Annotated in this window: 17 protein-coding genes; 3 read left to right on the top strand and 14 right to left on the bottom strand. The window is 61.0% G+C overall.

Going from position 1 to position 16,793, the window contains the following annotated elements:
- Positions 1–39: 39 nt before the first annotated feature.
- Complete coding sequence (locus E9677_RS11525) at positions 40–1,230, top strand: GTP-binding protein (protein ID WP_136558260.1); 1,191 nt, start codon at positions 40–42, stop codon at positions 1,228–1,230.
- A 3-nt stretch (positions 1,231–1,233) separates the two neighbouring features.
- Here E9677_RS11525 and lpxB read toward each other — a convergent pair whose 3' ends face one another.
- The 14 genes from lpxB to E9677_RS11595 all read right to left on the bottom strand — a co-directional run bounded on the left by lpxB (position 1,234) and on the right by E9677_RS11595 (position 15,463).
- A complete protein-coding gene (gene lpxB, locus E9677_RS11530) occupies positions 1,234–2,409 on the bottom strand; it encodes a lipid-A-disaccharide synthase (RefSeq protein WP_136558261.1) in 1,176 nt (391 codons plus the stop codon).
- Complete coding sequence (locus E9677_RS11535) at positions 2,406–3,296, bottom strand: LpxI family protein (RefSeq protein WP_136558262.1); 891 nt, start codon at positions 3,294–3,296, stop codon at positions 2,406–2,408. The genes lpxB and E9677_RS11535 overlap by 4 nt, the downstream gene beginning before the upstream one ends.
- Before the next feature lie 3 nt (positions 3,297–3,299).
- Positions 3,300–4,115 carry an acyl-ACP--UDP-N-acetylglucosamine O-acyltransferase gene (gene lpxA, locus E9677_RS11540; protein WP_136558263.1) on the bottom strand — a complete coding sequence of 272 codons (816 nt, stop codon included), beginning with the start codon at positions 4,113–4,115 and terminating at the stop codon, positions 3,300–3,302.
- Positions 4,112–4,579: a 3-hydroxyacyl-ACP dehydratase FabZ gene (gene fabZ / locus E9677_RS11545; protein ID WP_136558264.1), complete on the bottom strand. Its 468-nt coding sequence runs from the start codon at positions 4,577–4,579 to the stop codon at positions 4,112–4,114. Before fabZ ends, lpxA begins: the two co-directional genes overlap by 4 nt.
- Positions 4,572–5,636: a UDP-3-O-(3-hydroxymyristoyl)glucosamine N-acyltransferase gene (gene lpxD / locus E9677_RS11550; RefSeq protein ID WP_136558265.1), complete on the bottom strand. Its 1,065-nt coding sequence runs from the start codon at positions 5,634–5,636 to the stop codon at positions 4,572–4,574. Before lpxD ends, fabZ begins: the two co-directional genes overlap by 8 nt.
- A 50-nt stretch (positions 5,637–5,686) precedes the next feature.
- Positions 5,687–8,044, bottom strand: coding sequence for an outer membrane protein assembly factor BamA (bamA, locus tag E9677_RS11555; protein WP_136558266.1), 2,358 nt, complete (start codon positions 8,042–8,044; stop codon positions 5,687–5,689).
- Between the two features lie 195 nt (positions 8,045–8,239).
- Positions 8,240–9,373, bottom strand: coding sequence for an RIP metalloprotease RseP (gene rseP / locus E9677_RS11560; protein WP_136558267.1), 1,134 nt, complete (start codon positions 9,371–9,373; stop codon positions 8,240–8,242).
- Positions 9,374–9,441: 68 nt separating this feature from the next.
- Complete coding sequence (locus E9677_RS11565; RefSeq protein ID WP_136559043.1) at positions 9,442–10,275, bottom strand: phosphatidate cytidylyltransferase; 834 nt, start codon at positions 10,273–10,275, stop codon at positions 9,442–9,444.
- Between the two features lie 8 nt (positions 10,276–10,283).
- A complete protein-coding gene (locus E9677_RS11570) occupies positions 10,284–11,027 on the bottom strand; it encodes an isoprenyl transferase (RefSeq protein ID WP_136558268.1) in 744 nt (247 codons plus the stop codon).
- A 49-nt stretch (positions 11,028–11,076) separates the two neighbouring features.
- Positions 11,077–11,637, bottom strand: coding sequence for a ribosome recycling factor (gene frr / locus E9677_RS11575; protein ID WP_136558269.1), 561 nt, complete (start codon positions 11,635–11,637; stop codon positions 11,077–11,079).
- Positions 11,638–11,698: 61 nt separating this feature from the next.
- On the bottom strand, positions 11,699–12,421 hold the full coding sequence (pyrH, locus tag E9677_RS11580; RefSeq protein WP_136558270.1) for a UMP kinase: 723 nt from the start codon (positions 12,419–12,421) through the stop codon (positions 11,699–11,701).
- 92 nt (positions 12,422–12,513) lie between these two features.
- On the bottom strand, positions 12,514–13,440 hold the full coding sequence (tsf, locus tag E9677_RS11585; RefSeq protein WP_136558271.1) for a translation elongation factor Ts: 927 nt from the start codon (positions 13,438–13,440) through the stop codon (positions 12,514–12,516).
- Positions 13,441–13,690: 250 nt separating this feature from the next.
- Positions 13,691–14,458 (bottom strand): 30S ribosomal protein S2, encoded by a 768-nt coding sequence (gene rpsB, locus E9677_RS11590; RefSeq protein ID WP_112245465.1) that lies wholly within the window; start codon positions 14,456–14,458, stop codon positions 13,691–13,693.
- 189 nt (positions 14,459–14,647) lie between these two features.
- Positions 14,648–15,463: a cell envelope integrity EipB family protein gene (locus tag E9677_RS11595; RefSeq protein WP_408014728.1), complete on the bottom strand. Its 816-nt coding sequence runs from the start codon at positions 15,461–15,463 to the stop codon at positions 14,648–14,650.
- A 131-nt stretch (positions 15,464–15,594) separates the two neighbouring features.
- Between E9677_RS11595 and E9677_RS11600 the strand changes: the two genes are divergently transcribed.
- The gene (locus E9677_RS11600) at positions 15,595–16,065 is read left to right on the top strand and encodes a RidA family protein (protein ID WP_136558273.1); all 471 of its coding nucleotides are present in this window, start codon (positions 15,595–15,597) and stop codon (positions 16,063–16,065) included.
- Positions 16,062–16,793 carry a glycerophosphodiester phosphodiesterase gene (locus tag E9677_RS11605; protein WP_136558274.1) on the top strand — a complete coding sequence of 244 codons (732 nt, stop codon included), beginning with the start codon at positions 16,062–16,064 and terminating at the stop codon, positions 16,791–16,793. The genes E9677_RS11600 and E9677_RS11605 overlap by 4 nt, the downstream gene beginning before the upstream one ends.

The raw sequence follows: 16,793 nt of genomic DNA on the forward strand, positions 1-16,793 counted from the left end.
TCAATGATTGTTATGTTATTACATTAAATGGAGTCGCCAATGAAGAAGCTTCCCGTGACGGTCCTTTCCGGATTTCTCGGTGCCGGCAAGACGACGCTGCTCAACCATGTGCTGGCGAACCGAGACGGTCTGCGCGTCGCCGTCATCGTCAACGACATGAGCGAGGTGAACATCGATGCCGCGCTGGTGCGTGGCGGGGATGCAGCCCTCTCGCGCACACAGGAGCAGTTGGTGGAGATGAGCAATGGATGCATCTGTTGCACCCTTCGCGACGATCTGCTGGCTGAGGTGCGCGGTCTTGCCGAACAGGGCCGTTTCGATCAGCTGCTGATCGAGGCAACCGGTATCGCCGAACCGCTGCCGATCGCCACCACCTTCGACTTCCGAGACGAAGACGGCCGCAGTCTCTCCGACATTGCCCAGCTGGACACGATGGTGACGGTCGTCGATGCCGCCAATCTCATCGGCGACTACTCCTCGAGCGACTTCCTGGCCGATCGCGGCGAGACCGCCGGCGAAAACGACAACCGGACGCTGGTCGATCTGCTCGTCGAGCAGATCGAATTCGCAGATGTGATCATCCTCAACAAAGTCGGCACGGCCACGCCCGATCAGCTCGATGCGGCCCGCAAGATCATTGCCGGCCTCAATGCTGATGCCCGCGTCATCGAGACGGACTTTGCCCATGTGGCGGCAAAGGACATCCTCGGGACCGGGCTCTTCGATTTTGCCAAGGCCGAGACGCATCCATTGTGGTTCCAGGAACTGCACGGCATCAGGGACCATGTTCCGGAAACGGAGGAATATGGCATCCGCTCCTTCGTCTACCGGGCGCGCGCGCCATTCGACCCCACCCGCTTCCGGGCCTTTCTTGATCGCTCCTGGCCAGGCGTCATCCGGGCAAAGGGTTTTTTCTGGCTGGCCACACGTCCGCATCACGTCGGGGAACTCAGCCAAGCCGGCCCGCTCGTTCGGACGACCAAGATGGGTCTTTGGTGGGCGTCGGTGCCGAAATCTCGCTGGCCCGACGATCCGGGCTTCCTCAATTCGATGATGCCTTATCTCGACCAGGAATGGGGCGATCGGCGACAGGAAATCGTCTTCATCGGTGCCGATCCCATGGATCAGTTGCAGATCACGGCCGAGCTGGATGACTGCCTCGTTGCCGCAGAGGCTTTCACGCCGACGGCCTGGGAAGGACTTGCAGATCCCTTCGCCCGTTGGGCCTGAGGATCAAATCTTTCCGCGCTTTTGCAGGATGGACAGAACCACGGCCGCGCCGGCCTCCCCGGCCGGCCGTTCCGTTTGCAGCTTGCTCCAGACGTCGTCATATCCGCTCAGCATCGCTGCACGTTGCGGCGTATCGTGCGACAGACGCTCGGCCCAACGCACGAGGCTTGCCGGACGTAGGACATCGTTGAAGTATTCCGGGACCACGGCATAGTCGGCGATCAGGTTGGGCAGGGCGCCGGTCCAGATCTTGATGCGATTGGCGAGGAGCCGGATGATCCAATCGCCTCTGTAAGTGGAGACGACGGGAACATGGGCGAGCGCCAGCTCAAGTATGACCGTGCCGGATGCGGCGATCGCGGCATCCGCTTCCTCGAAGGCACGCCACTTGGCCTCGTCGCCGAGGACGATCTCAGGCCTCAGCGTCCAGTCCCGCGTGATCTCGCGCACACGCGCCTCCTGACGAGCGACGGTCGGCAGGATGAAGCGCGTCTGGCCGTTGCGGGTGACGAACTCCTTCATCGCCTCGCCGAAGACCGGCAAAAGCTGCGCAATTTCACTGCCGCGGGAGCCGGGCAGTAGCAGGATGGTTTTCGGCTCTCCTGCGGTTTTTACCGCCCTCGCCATGCGGGCGTCGCGAACGTGCCGGATATCGGTGTGGCTCGAAAGACGGTGGCCGACGAAATGGGTTTCCGGTCCGCCAAGCCGCTGCATGACCTCGGGCTCGAAAGGCAAAACGGCCAGCACCGCATCGACATAGTCGAGCATGGCCTTGGCGCGGTATTCCTTCCAGGCCCAGACGCTGGGGCAGACATAGTTGACCACGGGCAGATTTGGCCGCTTTCGCCGCACCTTCTTTGCCACGCGATGGGTGAAATCAGGACTGTCGACGATCAACAGTAGATCAGGCTTTGCGTCCACGATCGCATCTGATGTCAACGAGATCAGCTTGATGAGGCGCGGCAGCTTCGACAGGACCTGGGTGATACCCATGATCGAGAGTTCGGAGAAATCGAAGAGCGATTTCAGCCCTTGCGCCTCGAGCGCATCGCCGCCAACGCCGACGAGTTCCACCGCTCCCTGATGCATGGCTTTCAGTTGCGCGATGAGATCCGCGCCGAGCAGATCTCCGGAGACTTCGCCGGCGATGACGGCAATCTTCAGTGGCCTGTCGCTCATAGCGCGTGTTCCTTGTCCGACCGGTCTATGCCGATGACGAAGATCCCCGCCGCATCTGCAGCCGCGATCATCGCTTCGCGCTCTACGACGAGCGCCCGACCTGCTTCGACGGCAATGCCTGCAAGCCCTGCGGCCTTCGCGTTTGCGACAGTCGAGACACCTATGGTTGGCAGATCGGCCCGCAGATCCTGCTGCGGCTTGCACAGTTTGACCAGAACGCCCTTGCGGCGTCTGGAGATCCGTCCTTCGGCACGTAAACCTTCAACGCGGGCAAGCATCGCGTCGGTCCCCTCGACTCCCTCGAGCGCCACGATGCGGCCACCGACCGCAACTGCCCCCTGCCCAACGTCAAGCCTGCCCAGTGTCTCGGCCGCATCGGCAGCCCTGTCGATATCCTTCAATGCATCGGAATCAGGGGAAACCATGCCGAGCGGCCCGACCGTCGCCAGCAGGCCCGGCAGAATTTCATGTGCGCCGAGCACTTCGCAGCCTTGTGCCTCAATCAGCGAGATCACCATGCGCAAAACGGCATCGTCCCCCCCGGCAAGCAGGGTCTTCAGCGCCATGGGAAGTTTCAGCAGCGATTTCCAATTGGCGCGGATCTCGCCGAATGCGGGGCGGCGCTTCACCGCACCCGACATCACGACCCGTCGAATATCATGTTGACGAAACAGAGCAGAGAGCCCAGCCATATCGCCGACACCGACAACGGCGGTGTCGAAACCTTGCCAGATGTCATCGGCTTCGTTCTTCAGCCTGAGGACAAAAGGATCTTCCCCTGCCGCACGAGCAGCTTCGGCAAGGAAAAGCGGCAGTTTTCCGCTGCCGGCGATGATCGCGAGGCGACCGGTTCGCTGCAGGCCGTCACGCTGAGCGGCCGCCACCATGGATCAGTTCTTGCCACGATGGGGCGAAGACAAAGCCCGATCGCTTTCGGCCGCGATGAAATCGAGAATTTCGATGACAGGCGCGCAGTCGAGATATTCGTCGCGGATCGCGGCGGCATTGGCGCGCGCGGAGCCTTCGCTTTCGAAGATCTGCTTGAAGGCGCGGCGGACCTGGTGGATGACGGAGCGCTCGATTCCGGATCGGCTCATGCCGACGACATTGAGGCCACCGAGGATGCCAGGATTGCCGTTCAACATGCCATAGGGAATGACGTCATAGGCGACGGCGGACAGGCCACCGATGAAAGCCTGACGGCCAATGCGGGTAAACTGATGGACGGCACAGCCACCGCTGAGGATGGCCTTCTCCTCGACGCGCACATGGCCGGCGAGCATGACATTGTTAGACAGGATGATCTCGTTGCCGAGAATGCAATCATGCGCGACATGCGAATTGGCGAGGAACAGGCAATTGTCACCGACGCGGGTGATGCCGCCGCCTCCTACAGTGCCACAGTTCATCGTGACGCCTTCGCGCATGGTACAATTGGCACCGACAACGAGACGGGATTCCTCTCCCGCTTCATGAAGGCTCTGCGACACGCCGCCGATGACCGCCATCGGGTGGATCTTCGAGCCTGCTCCGATCTCCGTCAGACCGGTCACCACCGCATTCGACAGGAGCTCGACACCGTCTTTGAGCGTGACGCGCGGACCAACGCGGCAGAACGGACCGATCCGGACATTCTCACCGATCACCGCGCCGTCTTCGACCACGGCCATCGGATGGATCACGGCGCTAGCGGCAATCTGGCTCATTTCTGATCCTTGCGCATGATCATGGCACCGATGTCGGCCTCGGCGACCAATGCGCCGTCGACCTTGGCGTCGCAATGGAACTTCCAGATATTGCCGCGCTGCTTCTGCTTCACGACATGGAATTCGACGCGATCACCGGGCACGACCGGCTTGCGGAAACGGGCGTTGTCGATCGTCATGAAGTAAACGAGGTTGCCGCCCTCGCCCTGAAGCCGAGCGCAGATAGCACCGGCAGTCTGGGCCATGCCTTCAATCAGAAGCACGCCCGGCATGATAGGGCTTTCCGGGAAATGGCCGGTGAAATGCGGCTCGTTGGCCGTCACGTTCTTGATACCGATCGCAGAATTGTCACCGTCGATCTCGATGATCTTGTCCACCAGCAGGAAGGGATAGCGGTGGGGCAGAAGCTTCATGATCTCGAGGATATCAGCCGATCCCAATTCGCTCTTCGCGATTTCAGTCATTGCTGGTTCCCTTGTCCTTGGCGCGGCCGTCATAGCGGCTCAAGGTGTCGGCCACCTCGCGCAGATAGTCTTTCAACGGGCGGGCCGGGACGCCGCCGTATTTTTCACCCGGGGGCACGTCTGCCAGTACGCCGCTCATAGCCGCGATCTGAGCGCCGTCGCCGATCTTGATGTGGCCGTTGACGCCAGCAGCGCCGCCGATCATCACGCCGTCGCCAATGACCGTGCTGCCGGCAATGCCGACCTGGCTGACGATGCCGCAATGGCGGCCGATGCGGACGTTGTGACCGACCTGCACGAGGTTGTCGATCTTCGTCCCCTCGCCGATTACGGTGTCATCCATGGTGCCACGGTCGATCGTCGTATTCGCGCCGATCTCGACGTGATCCTGGATGATCACGCGGCCGACCTGAACGATCTTCAGCATGCCACGCGGACCCGGCGCGTAACCAAATCCGTCCTGCCCGATGCGTGCACCGTTGTGAATGATGACATTGTTGCCGATCAGGGCGACCTGAACAGTCGCGCCGCCGGCAATCACACAGTCACGGCCGATACGCACACCCGGGCCGATGACGGCACCAGGGCCGATGCGCGTGCCGCTGCCGATCTCGACGTCAGCGCCGATCACGGCCATGGGCTCGATCTCGACGTCATCTTCGAGCCGCGCGGTCGAATCGACAAAGGCTGCCGGAGAGATCTTCGCGCGCTCCGACGTCATACGAACTGGCTTGAGCCCCTGCGGATGCAGAAGGCCGCCCGCCAGCGCAAAGGCAGTGTGGGCACTCTTGGCAATGAGAATGGGAATGTGAGACGGGATCAGAGAAAGAAGAGGCTTCTCGCAGAAGATCGCCGTGGCCTGGCAGGTCGCCAGATCTTCGCGGTTGCGACGGGAGAGGATGTAGCAGACATCCCCTTCCTTCGCCCTTGCCACGGGAGACACGGATCGGACGATCCGCGCACCATGGCTCTCATCCTGAAGTTCCGCCCCCGTTTCGGCTGCAAGCGCAGCCAAGGTTACCCCAGCATGGGGCGGAAAGAAGTGATTGTGGTCCATCAGCAAACGCTCCAGAACGTCAAACTGTCAGCGGTTCTGGATTGCCAGTCTTAGAACTGGTTCGCCATGCTGAAGCGGAATTCCTGGGTCTCGTCGAAGTCTTCCTTGGCAACCGGAACCGCATAATCGACGCGCAGTGCACCGAAAGGCGAATTCCAGATCACACCGGCACCGACCGAGGCGCGGAGCGACATGCCCGTGCCCTGGGCACCTGTATCGCTTGCCAGCTCGCTGCCGAACAGCGTACCGGCGTCGGCGAAGACTGCACCGCGGAAGCCGAGATCCTGCGGGACCAGCGGAAGCGGGAAGGTCGCTTCGGCAGACGCGGTGAAGTAGGTCGTACCGCCGATGGAGTCGTCACCCATGCGCGGGCCGATACCGCTGTTGTCGAAGCCGCGGATTTCCTTGCCGCCGATCTTGAACTGATCGAAGACGTTCAGATTGTCCCCGAGGGCCACGACATGACCGGCCGAACCAGCCAGCGAGCCGACAATGTCGAACTCATCAGACAGGGTGTAGAACATGCGGGCGCGGATATAGGCCTTGTAGTATTCGGAGTCGCCACCGAGACCGGCATATTCATGCGTAAAGCTCGCATACATGCCTTCATGCGGATTCTGGCGATCGTCGACCGTGTTGTACACGATCGAGTGACCGAGAATCGACTGCTTCCAGGTGCTGCCCGTGATGGCATCGATGTACGGCTGAGCAATGGTGTTGTCACCAGTTGTCGTCGGATCTCCATCGCCACCAAAAGCACCATCATTGATGTAATCAATGGTCTTGTAGGTGTAGCGCAGCGTCGTCGCCAGATCTTCGGTGATCGGCGCGGTCACGCGGATCGTGCCACCCTGCTCCTCGTAGTCGTATTCCGAATTGCTGCTGGTCGAGCTCTTGAAGAGATCGAAACCTGCGGCCAGACGGTAACCGAGGAAATAGGGCTCGGTGAAGGAGAAGTTGTAGGTCTGCGTATCATCGAAGCCACCGCCGGCAGCGATACGAATGAACTGGCCGCGACCGAGGAAGTTCTTTTCTTCAACAGAGGCTTCGAGAACCAGACCACCGTCACCGACGGAGTAACCGGCACCAATACCGAACGAACCGGTCGGCTGATCCTGCACGTCAACGATCACGACAACGCGGTCCGGCGAGCTGCCGGCCTGGGTCGAGATGTTCACCGCGGAGAAGAAGCCGAGGGCTTCCAGGCGACGCTTGGCACGCGAGATAGTCTCCTGGTTGAAGGCGTCGCCTTCGGAGATATCGAATTCGCGGCGAATGACGTAGTCGCGGGTACGGGTGTTACCACGAACCTCGATGCGCTCGACATAGGCGCGCTCACCCTGGTCGACGAGATAGGTCACGCCGATGGTGTTGGTTTCGAAATTGCGGTCACCACGCGGAACGACGCGAGCGAAGGGATACCCAGCCGACGATACACGGCGCGAAATCGCTTCCATCGACTTCTGAACGTCGCGGGCGCTGTAGGTATTGCCTTCGCGGGTCTCCAGAAGACCCTGCAGCTCGGAACCGTCAATACCGTCGACAGTCGATTCGACTGACACCGCGCCGAAGCGGTAGCGCTGACCTTCGTCGACCGTGATGTTGATGGTGTATTCGTTGCCGGTTTCGTTCAGCACGGCCTCGGACGAGATCACGCGGAAGTCGGCATAGCCGTGGTTGTAATAGAACTGGCGCAGCGATTCTTCATCGGCGCGCAACTTGTCTTCGTTGTAGACGTCCTTGCGGGTCAGGAAGGACAGGATGCCCGATTCCTTCGTCTGCAGGACGGCAGCAAGGCGGCCGTCGGAGTAAGCGCTGTTGCCAACGAAATTGATCGTGCTGATCTTGGTGCGCTCGCCCTCATTGACGATGAAGGCGAGGTTCACGCGGCCCTCGGCCACCGGAACCACCTGCGTCGTCACCTCGACGTCGCTGCGACCGATCGCGGCATAAGCTTCACGAATGCGCTGGATATCCGCGCTGATGAGGCTGTCGCTGTAGGGGCCCTGAGCCTGGGTCTGAACGATGCCCTGAAGCTTGTCGTCCTTGATCTTGCGGTTGCCGTTGAAAACGACCTGATTGATCAGCTGGTTTTCAGCAACGGTCACGACGAGCGTGCCGCCGGAAACGGAGATCTGGACATCGGAGAAGAAGCCGGTCGCGTAGAGACGCTTGACCGATTCATCGATGTCGGAATTGGAGAAGGTGCGACCCGGCTGGATCGAAAGATTGGAGCGAACGGCCTCCGCACCTACACGCTGAGCACCCCGTACGTCGATACGCTGAACCACTGCGGCTTCGGCAGCAACCACCGATGCAAGAACGGCAATACCTGCGCCCGAAGACACGACACCAGCAGACAGCGCGACCGCCGATACTGCGTTCAAAAACTTTGAACCAGCCTTCATGTGTATACTATACCTTCTTCAATTGCCCCGCAGTCGGCACCCGACTCCGGCCCGTGTGTGGTTTTAACGGGTTTTACCCTACAAGCAAGTGTGCGAGTTAATTTCTGTTTACTTCATTTCCACGCGTGGCCCAATCGCCACTATCGATTTGAAACATCGTAAACAAATCCTTTCCCAGCTTGCAAGTTCTCCCGTCTAGCCAATCAAACGGCTGATATCATTCCAGGTGGCGAAGACCATCAGAGACAGGATCATCGCCATACCAATCCGGAATGCGATTTCCTGTGCGCCCTGCCCCATCGGCCTCCCCCGTACTGCTTCAATCGCGTAGAGAACGAGATGGCCGCCGTCAAGGACCGGAACTGGGAACAAATTCAAAAGCCCCAGGGAAACGGAAAGAACCGCCGCCAGATTTAACAGAGCGATAACGCCGAGCGTCGCCATCTGGCCGGATGCCTGCACGACTCGCACCGGCCCACCTAGCTGGTCGGCATTCATGCGACCGGCGATCATGTTGCCGATGTAATCAAACGTCCCGGTAATGATGTGGCCGGTCTGGCGCACGCCTTCCCAGACGGCTTCCACCGGCGACAGTTCCACGATCCGGAAGTTGCCGGCCTGCTGGTCGGTGATGATGCCGATCTGACCGACTTCCATCTTGTTTCCGAACCGGTCACTGGTCTCGGCGCGCTGGGGCACGAGGGGAAAATCGATCTCCTCGCCATTGCGGCGCACGGTCACCTCGACCGGGATTTCCGGGCGCATGGTGATGTAGCGTACCACATCGTCAAAGGTCTCGATTGCACGGCCGTCGAGGGCGACCAGAATGTCACCACGGGCGATTCCCGCCGTTTCGGCAGCACTGCCCGGCTTGATGTCGGCCACGACTGGATCGGAGACCGGCTTGCCCATCGTGGCAAACATGCCGGCGAAGATCACGATGGCGAGCAGGAAGTTGGCGAGCGGACCAGCGGCGACCGTCACGGCACGCTTCCAGAGTTTGGCCCCGTTCAGGGTCTGAGCCCGCTCTTCCTCGGTCAGTTCCTCCGCCATCGTGCCGTCCGGACGACTGGCCGCATCGGCATCCCCGAAGAAGCGAACATAGCCGCCAAGAGGAACGGCGGAGATCTTCCAGCGGGTGCCATGCTTGTCCGTGAAGCCCACGAGTTCGGGGCCAAAGCCGACGGAGAAGGCGAGAATCCTGATGCCCGACCAGCGACCGGCCAGATAATGGCCCATTTCGTGAATGAAAACGAGCAGCGACAGAATCAGGATGTAGGGCAGTATGTACCCACCGAGGAAGCCGAAGACTGAGCCGATCTGTTCCATCAAATCCGTATCCTGATCTCGCCCATGGCGAATGTTGAAGCGGTCGTGCGTCAAGCCGGACACGGCCCTCAGAGACCGAAGAGAAAAGCTCCCATGGACACGACTGTGTGGGCACTTCCGGCCGAACCGGCAATCGCCAAGAAAAACGCTGCAAAGCAGGCAAATACAAGGCCGTCAACGCGGTCCATCACACCGCCATGACCGGGGATGAGCTTGCTCGAATCCTTCACGCCGAATCGACGCTTGATGAAGGATTCGAAAAGATCGCCGATCTGGCTCGCAACCGAGAGCGCCAGCGCCACCAGCCCAACCCAAAGACCGATGTCCTGAAAGTGCGTCATGGCGACGAGAAGGCCACCTGCGACCCCGGCCACCGTGCCACCAATCGCGCCGGACCAGGTCTTGCCGGGTGATATGCGCGGGGCGAGTTTAGGTCCCCCGACGGCCCGGCCGACGAAATAAGCTAGGATGTCGGTCGCCCAGACAACGACAAAGACGAAAAGCATGGCGATGAAGCCGAGGGAATCCTCACCCCGGATCGCGGAAAGCGAGATGGCGCTGAGGCCGGCATAGAACAGGCCGCCAGCCTGCCACCAGCTCACGCGGCCCAGCATGGATGGAATGGCCATGGTGATGACGAGACCGGCAAAGAGCGGCACCGTCATGTCGGCCTGTCCGAAGAGCATGTTCAGGCTGATCAACGCCATCGACAACCAGCCGAAAGCATTCGCCCTCAGGCTGCCCTCTGCGAGACGTGTGATGGTGGACCATTCGTAATAGATCAGCAGACCGATCGCTGCCGCCACAGCCTTGAAGGCCAGTCCGCCGAACCAGGTCGCGGCGAGAACCACCACGATCAAGACGATGGCGGAGACGATCCTGAGCTGGAGCTCGCGCGACATGGTCAGGGTCATGAGCCGACCGCCACCGCTTTGGCCGAAAGGCCACCGAAGCGACGGTCGCGCGCCGCGTATCGTTCCAGGACACTGTCGAACAGCGCCGGGGTGAAGTCCGGCCAGAAATCGGGCACGAACATCAGTTCGGCATAGGCCGCCTGCCAGAGCAGGAAGTTCGACAACCGCTCCTCGCCGCTTGTGCGAATGACCAGATCCGGATCGGGGATGCCGGCCGTATCGAGGAAGTCGTTGAGCTTTTGTGCATCAATTTGAGACGGATCGAGCCGGCCAGCCTGAACTTCGACAGCCAGACGTGCCGCAGCCCGGGCGATCTCGTCGCGCGAGCCGTAGTTGAAAGCGATGACGAGGGTCATGGCCGTATTCTTGACCGTCGTCTCTTCCGCTTCGAGGAGGAGCGAGCGAATGTCGTCGCGGAGATTGAGCCGGTCGCCAATGACGCGAATGCGGACACCCGCGCGATGCAGATCGGCGAGGTCGCGGCGGATGAAGGCTTTCAACAGGCCGAAGAGTTCGTTGACCTCGGCTTCAGGCCGCCGCCAATTCTCGGATGAAAAGGCGAACAGCGTCAGAAAGGAGATCCCGGCCTCGCCGGCCGCTTTCACGGTCTCGCGAACCGTTTCGACGCCCTTGCGGTGTCCGAAGGTTCGCGGCAGGCCGCGCGCGTTCGCCCAGCGGCCATTGCCATCCATGATGATCGCAACATGCTGCGGAACGATGCGATGTTGAACTGTCGACATTGGCGAGGATCCAGGCGGCTCGGAGAGTACGGCGAAAGACGACTCTGCCTTAAACCTGCATGATTTCCTTTTCCTTGTCCGCGAGCAAGCGATCGACGTCGACAATCGTCTCATCGGTCATCTTCTGCACTTTTTCGGACAGGGAACGACTGTCGTCCTGGCTGATCGCGCCATCCTTCTCGGCCTTCTTCAGGCTGTCCATGCCGTCGCGACGAACGTGGCGGATCGCGACCTTTGCCTTTTCGGCATAATCATGCGCCACTTTCACCAGCGACTTGCGGCGCTCTTCATTGAGCTCGGGCAGCGGGATGCGCAGGTTCTGGCCATCCATGATCGGGTTGAGGCCGAGATTGGCTTCGCGGATCGCACGATCAACAGCGTTGACCATGGACTTGTCCCAGACCGAAACGCCGAGCATGCGAGGCTCGGGCACCGTCACGTTGGCGACCTGGTTCAACGGGACGCGGGAGCCATAGGCTTCCACGACGACCGGATCCAGCACGTTGGCCGAGGCGCGGCCCGTGCGCAGCGATGCGATGTCGCTCTTGAATGCGTTGATGGCGCCGTCCATGCGGCGCTTGATGTCGTTGAGATCAACCCCTGCGGTCATCATGGTTCTCCCATTGCTCTTTCAGTCGGCGGCATCGCTGGATGTCCGCCCTTCATTTTGATCAGTTGTCGGTGACGATGGTCATCAGACCAGCGCCAGACAGGATTTCGCCGAAGCCACCCTTCTCATGGATCGAGAAGACGATGATCGGAATGTGGTTTTCGCGCGCCAGGGCCACAGCGGCAACGTCCATGACGGCGAGGCCCTTCTGCAGGACTTCGTCATGCGTGAGACGGTCGAAGCGGGTGGCGTCCGGATCCTTCTTCGGGTCGGCGGAATAGATCCCGTCCACCTGCGTTCCCTTGAAGATCGCCTCTGCGCCGATCTCGGCTGCGCGCAATGCCGCAGCAGAATCGGTCGTGAAGAAAGGATTGCCCGTGCCGCCGGCGAAGATCACCACCCTGCCCTGCGCCAGGTGGTGCAAGGCGGCACGCTGCGAGAAGCTCTCGCAAATCTCCGGCATGGCGATCGCCGACAGGACGACCGTGTCGATGTCGAGTTTGCGCAGTGAGGTGGCAAGCGCCAGCGCGTTGATGACGGTTGCCAGCATACCCATGTGGTCGCCGGTGACCCGATCACCGCCCTTGGAGGCGACAGCCACACCGCGGAATATGTTGCCCCCGCCGACGACGACGCCGACTTCTACGCCCATGCGCCGGGCTTCCGCGATGTCACCGGCAATCCGATCTGCCACCGCGACATCAATCCCAAAGCCCTGGCTTCCCATGAGGGCCTCGCCGGAAGCCTTGAGGAGGACGCGTTTGAACAATGGCTTGACGGACATGAGTGCTCCCGAATTCAATTCAGTGCCGGATACACGAAGGGCATCGCGTTGTCACGCGATGCCCGATGTTTTCCCTTGAAAGGATAGGCCGATCAGCCCTTGGCGACAGCAGCCACTTCGGCGGCGAAGTCGCTTTCTTCCTTCTCGATGCCTTCGCCGAGCAGCAGACGTGCCATGCCGGTGACTTCGATCGGAGCGCCTGCGTCCTTTTCGGCGGCCTTGATGGCGTCGCCGACGGTCAGATCAGGGTTGATGACGAAAGCCTGCGACAGAAGGGCGACTTCTTCGAAGAACTTACGCATGCGGCCTTCAACCATCTTCTCGATGATGGCGTCCGGCTTGCCGGAAGCGCGCGACTGTTCGATGAAGACGTTGCGCTCGCGCTCGGCGACGGCGGCATCGACTTCTTCCGAACGAATGGCGAGCGGGTTGGTGGCCGCGATGTGCATGGCGACCTGACGGCCGATGGCAGCGAGCACGTCCTTGTTGCCGGTCGACTTCAGCGCGACGAGCACGCCGAGCTTGCCGAGGCCTTCAGAGGCGGCATTGTGGATGTAGGTCGCGACGACACCGTCTTCGACCGAGAGCTTGACGGCGCGGCGCAGCGTCATGTTCTCGCCGATATGGGCGATTGCGTCCTTGATGGTGTCGGTGACGGTCTTGCCGGTAGCCGGATAGGTGGCAGCGCTGATCGCCTCGACGGAACCGTCGGTTCCGATGGCGACGGAAGCCACACCACGGACGAGGTCCTGGAAGGCGTCGTTACGGGCAACGAAGTCGGTTTCGGAGTTGACTTCGACGACAACGGCCGAGGTGCCGGCGCCGTTGATGCCGATCAGGCCTTCAGCAGCCGTGCGGCCCGACTTCTTGTCGGCCTTGGCGATACCCTTGGCGCGCAGCCAGTCGATGGCGGCTTCGACGTCGCCGTCGTTCTCGATGAGAGCCTTCTTGCAATCCATCATGCCTGCGCCGGACTTCTCGCGCAGTTCCTTAACCAGTGCTGCAGTGATTTCAGCCATTGTGTGCCTCTTGTCTGTTCAAGCGATGCGCCAGACGATCGTGATCCCGGAGCATGCTGTTTGGGGGACGAAATGTACCCGGAAGTGTGACAACGTGATGAAGAAGGTCACCACGAAAACCTTGAACGCATTCAGGACCGTATCGGTGACAGGTCGCCGGAATTGCGAGGCCGCCCGAGGCTCAAACGAGCGTCCGGGCGGCCGTATCCCTTGACGGGTGCGGCGGATCAGATCCGTCGCGTTCGAAGCATCAAGCTTCTGCTTCGGTCTCGAGAGCCGGCTCGATCGGAGCTTCGGCAGAGGCGCCGATGTCACGACCGGACGAGCCCTGCTGGCGAGCGATGCCGTCGATGGCAGCGCGCGAGATCAGGTCGCAGTAAAGAGCGATGGCGCGCGAAGCGTCGTCGTTACCCGGGATCGGATAGTCGATGAGGTCCGGATCGCAGTTCGAGTCGATGACAGCAACAACCGGGATGCCGAGGCGCTTGGCTTCGTCGATCGCGATCTTTTCCTTGTTGGTGTCGATGATGAACATCAGGTCCGGGGTGCCGCCCATGTCGCGGATACCGCCGAGAGCCTTTTCAAGCTTTTCGCGTTCGCGCTCGAGGTTCAGGCGCTCCTTCTTGGAGTAGCCAGACGCTTCCGAAGACAGGATCTCGTCGAGCTTGCGCAGACGGGCGATCGAGTTCGAAATGGTCTTCCAGTTGGTCATCATGCCGCCGAGCCAGCGGGAGTTGACGTAGTACTGGGCCGAACGCTTGGCAGAATCAGCAATGATTTCCGACGCCTGGCGCTTGGTGCCGACGAACAGAACGCGACCACCGCGAGCGACGGTGTCGGACACGACCTGAAGGGCGCGCGACAGCATCGGAACGGTCTGAGCCAGGTCGATGATGTGGATGTTGCTACGATCGCCGAAGATGTACGGCTTCATCTTCGGGTTCCAGCGGTGTGTCTGGTGACCGAAGTGAACGCCAGCTTCCAGAAGCTGACGCATGCTAAAATCAGGCAATGCCATGCCTTTTTCTCCTTTTCCGGTTGAACCCCCGCGAAGCAAACAGCAAGCCTTTCGGCCTACCACCGGGCGGAAGCGGCAGGATTTCTCCCTGTCGATCCCAAGCTTCGCGTGTGGAATGATGCGGGCCATACAGGGGCGACGGCCAAAAATCAAGGGCGGAAGCGGCGAATACGCCAGTATCGCGGCCGATTACTGGCAATCACCGTCCGGCTTGCCGAGAACTTCAAGCTTGGTCAGTTTGCCGGCCAGGACAAAATCGCCGTAATCGAGCGTGAGATCACGCGTCACGCCGTTTTCATAGAGTTTGAAGGACTGGCTGTAGATCGGCTCCTGATCACCCCGCGTCTTCTCATCGAAATAGGCGATCGAGACTGGCCAGTAGTCCTGCGCTCCAAGGGACGCCAAGGCCTTGGCTTCGGGATCCGCCGCACTCGATGTCTTCGGGCCGCCGACAATGGTCGTGGTCAAGAAGGTCTGATCGCCGTCTTCCGAACCGTCGAAGATGCGCGATTCGAAGACCTGATCGCCCTTGCGGGCCCGGGCGATGACCTCGAGCATGTGCTCGGCGGGAAAGCGGCTGTCAGCGAGCTCGAGATCACGCTTGTCGGGTCCCGTGAGTTCGATCTTGACCTTGCCGCCCGCCTCTGCCGCCGCACCACTGACATCCTTGTCGAGCTGGTCGTCGGTGAAAGACTTGTTCTCAAACCTGAACGTGCCGGCCGGAACGTCCTCGAAGGTCGTCGAGCGCTGGTCGGTGACGCGCACGCCCTCGCCTACGTCGATGCGGGTGACGAAGCGGAACTGGGTGTTGAAGCCCTTGCAGGCCGAGCCGCTGAATTCATAGACCATGCGTCCGCGCACGGATTCGATCCCCGAGCGGTCGGATGCTTCTTTCAGCACGATCTCGTAAACGGCGCGATGCGGCACAAGGCCGACGGTCGCCGCATAGGCCGCCTGCCCCGCCGCGCCAAAGGCAGCCAGGGAAAGCGTCGCACGGACCGCCATTCGCAAAGGAAACATCGACACCCTCCTGTTGGACTCGTCATCGATGTTATAAGAACACATCCGGCAAAAGCGAGACATGCTTTTCGTCGCCACGAGTTTCTCAACTTTTATCAACAGACCGGGAATCGACCATGTCCGACACTATCGACGGCCGCCTTGCAGCACTGGGCATCAGCCTGCCGGAAGCCGCTGCCCCCGCCGCCAATTATGTGCCCTATGTGATCAGCGGAAACCTGCTGTTTCTCTCCGGCCAGTTGCCGATTGAAGGCGGAAAAGTGGCGGTGATCGGTCTCGTCGGCGGCGATGTCGCGCTCGCCGATGCCCAAAGAGCGGCCGAACTTTGCGCGATCAACATCCTCGCCCAGGCGAAAGCTGCGCTGTCCGGTGACCTGTCGCGCATCACCCGGGTCGTCAAGCTGAACGGCTTCGTCGCTTCGGCACCCGGTTTCGTCGAGCAGCATCTCGTCATCAACGGCGCCTCGAACCTTATTGCCAACGTGCTGGGCGATGCCGGCAAGCACGCGCGCGCGGCCGTCGGCATGGCTTCGCTGCCGCTGAACGCTGCCGTCGAGATCGATGCCATCCTGGAGATTGCCCAATGAGTGGCGCCGACTGGATCAAGGATCTGCCGGTCGCTCATCGCGGCTATCACGACATGAACAAGACGGTCTGGGAGAACACGCTGTCGGCCTTCAGCCGGGCGATCGAGGCAGGCTTTGCCATCGAATGCGATATCCAGCTTTCCTCCGACAGCGTGCCGATGGTTTTTCACGACCATGATCTGCAGCGTCTCTGCAACATGACCGGCGAGGTGCGCGAGCGCACTGCCGGCGAATTGCGGATGCTGTCGATCGGGGGGACGAAGGACAAAATCCCGACGCTTCGCCAGATGCTCGACCTCGTGAAGGGCCAGGTTCCGCTCGTGATCGAACTCAAGGGGATCGACGCCGAGCACGACGACGGCTTCGTCGAGGCCGTGCTCGAAGTGCTCGAGGGCTATGAAGGCAAGGTCGCGCTGATGAGCTTCGACTATCACCTGCTGCGTGCCCTGAAAGCCGCAGACTGCCCCTGGCCGGTCGGCCTGACGGCGGAAGGCGTGAAGCCCGAAGACCTCGCGGCCCATGCGGAAGCCATGGCGCTCGGCCTCGACTTCAGCTCGTATTGCGTGGCGCATCTGCCGAATGATTTCGTCACGGGCCTGCGTGAAAAGGGCACACCCGTGATTACGTGGACCGTCAGGGATGAAATGATGCGGGCGCAGACCTATAAATATGCAGAGCAGATGACATTCGAAGGCTTCGACCCGCGCCAGTCGCCGGCGATCGCCTGA

Source organism: Peteryoungia rhizophila, assembly GCF_004912145.1.
Taxonomy (GTDB): domain Bacteria; phylum Pseudomonadota; class Alphaproteobacteria; order Rhizobiales; family Rhizobiaceae; genus Allorhizobium; species Allorhizobium rhizophilum.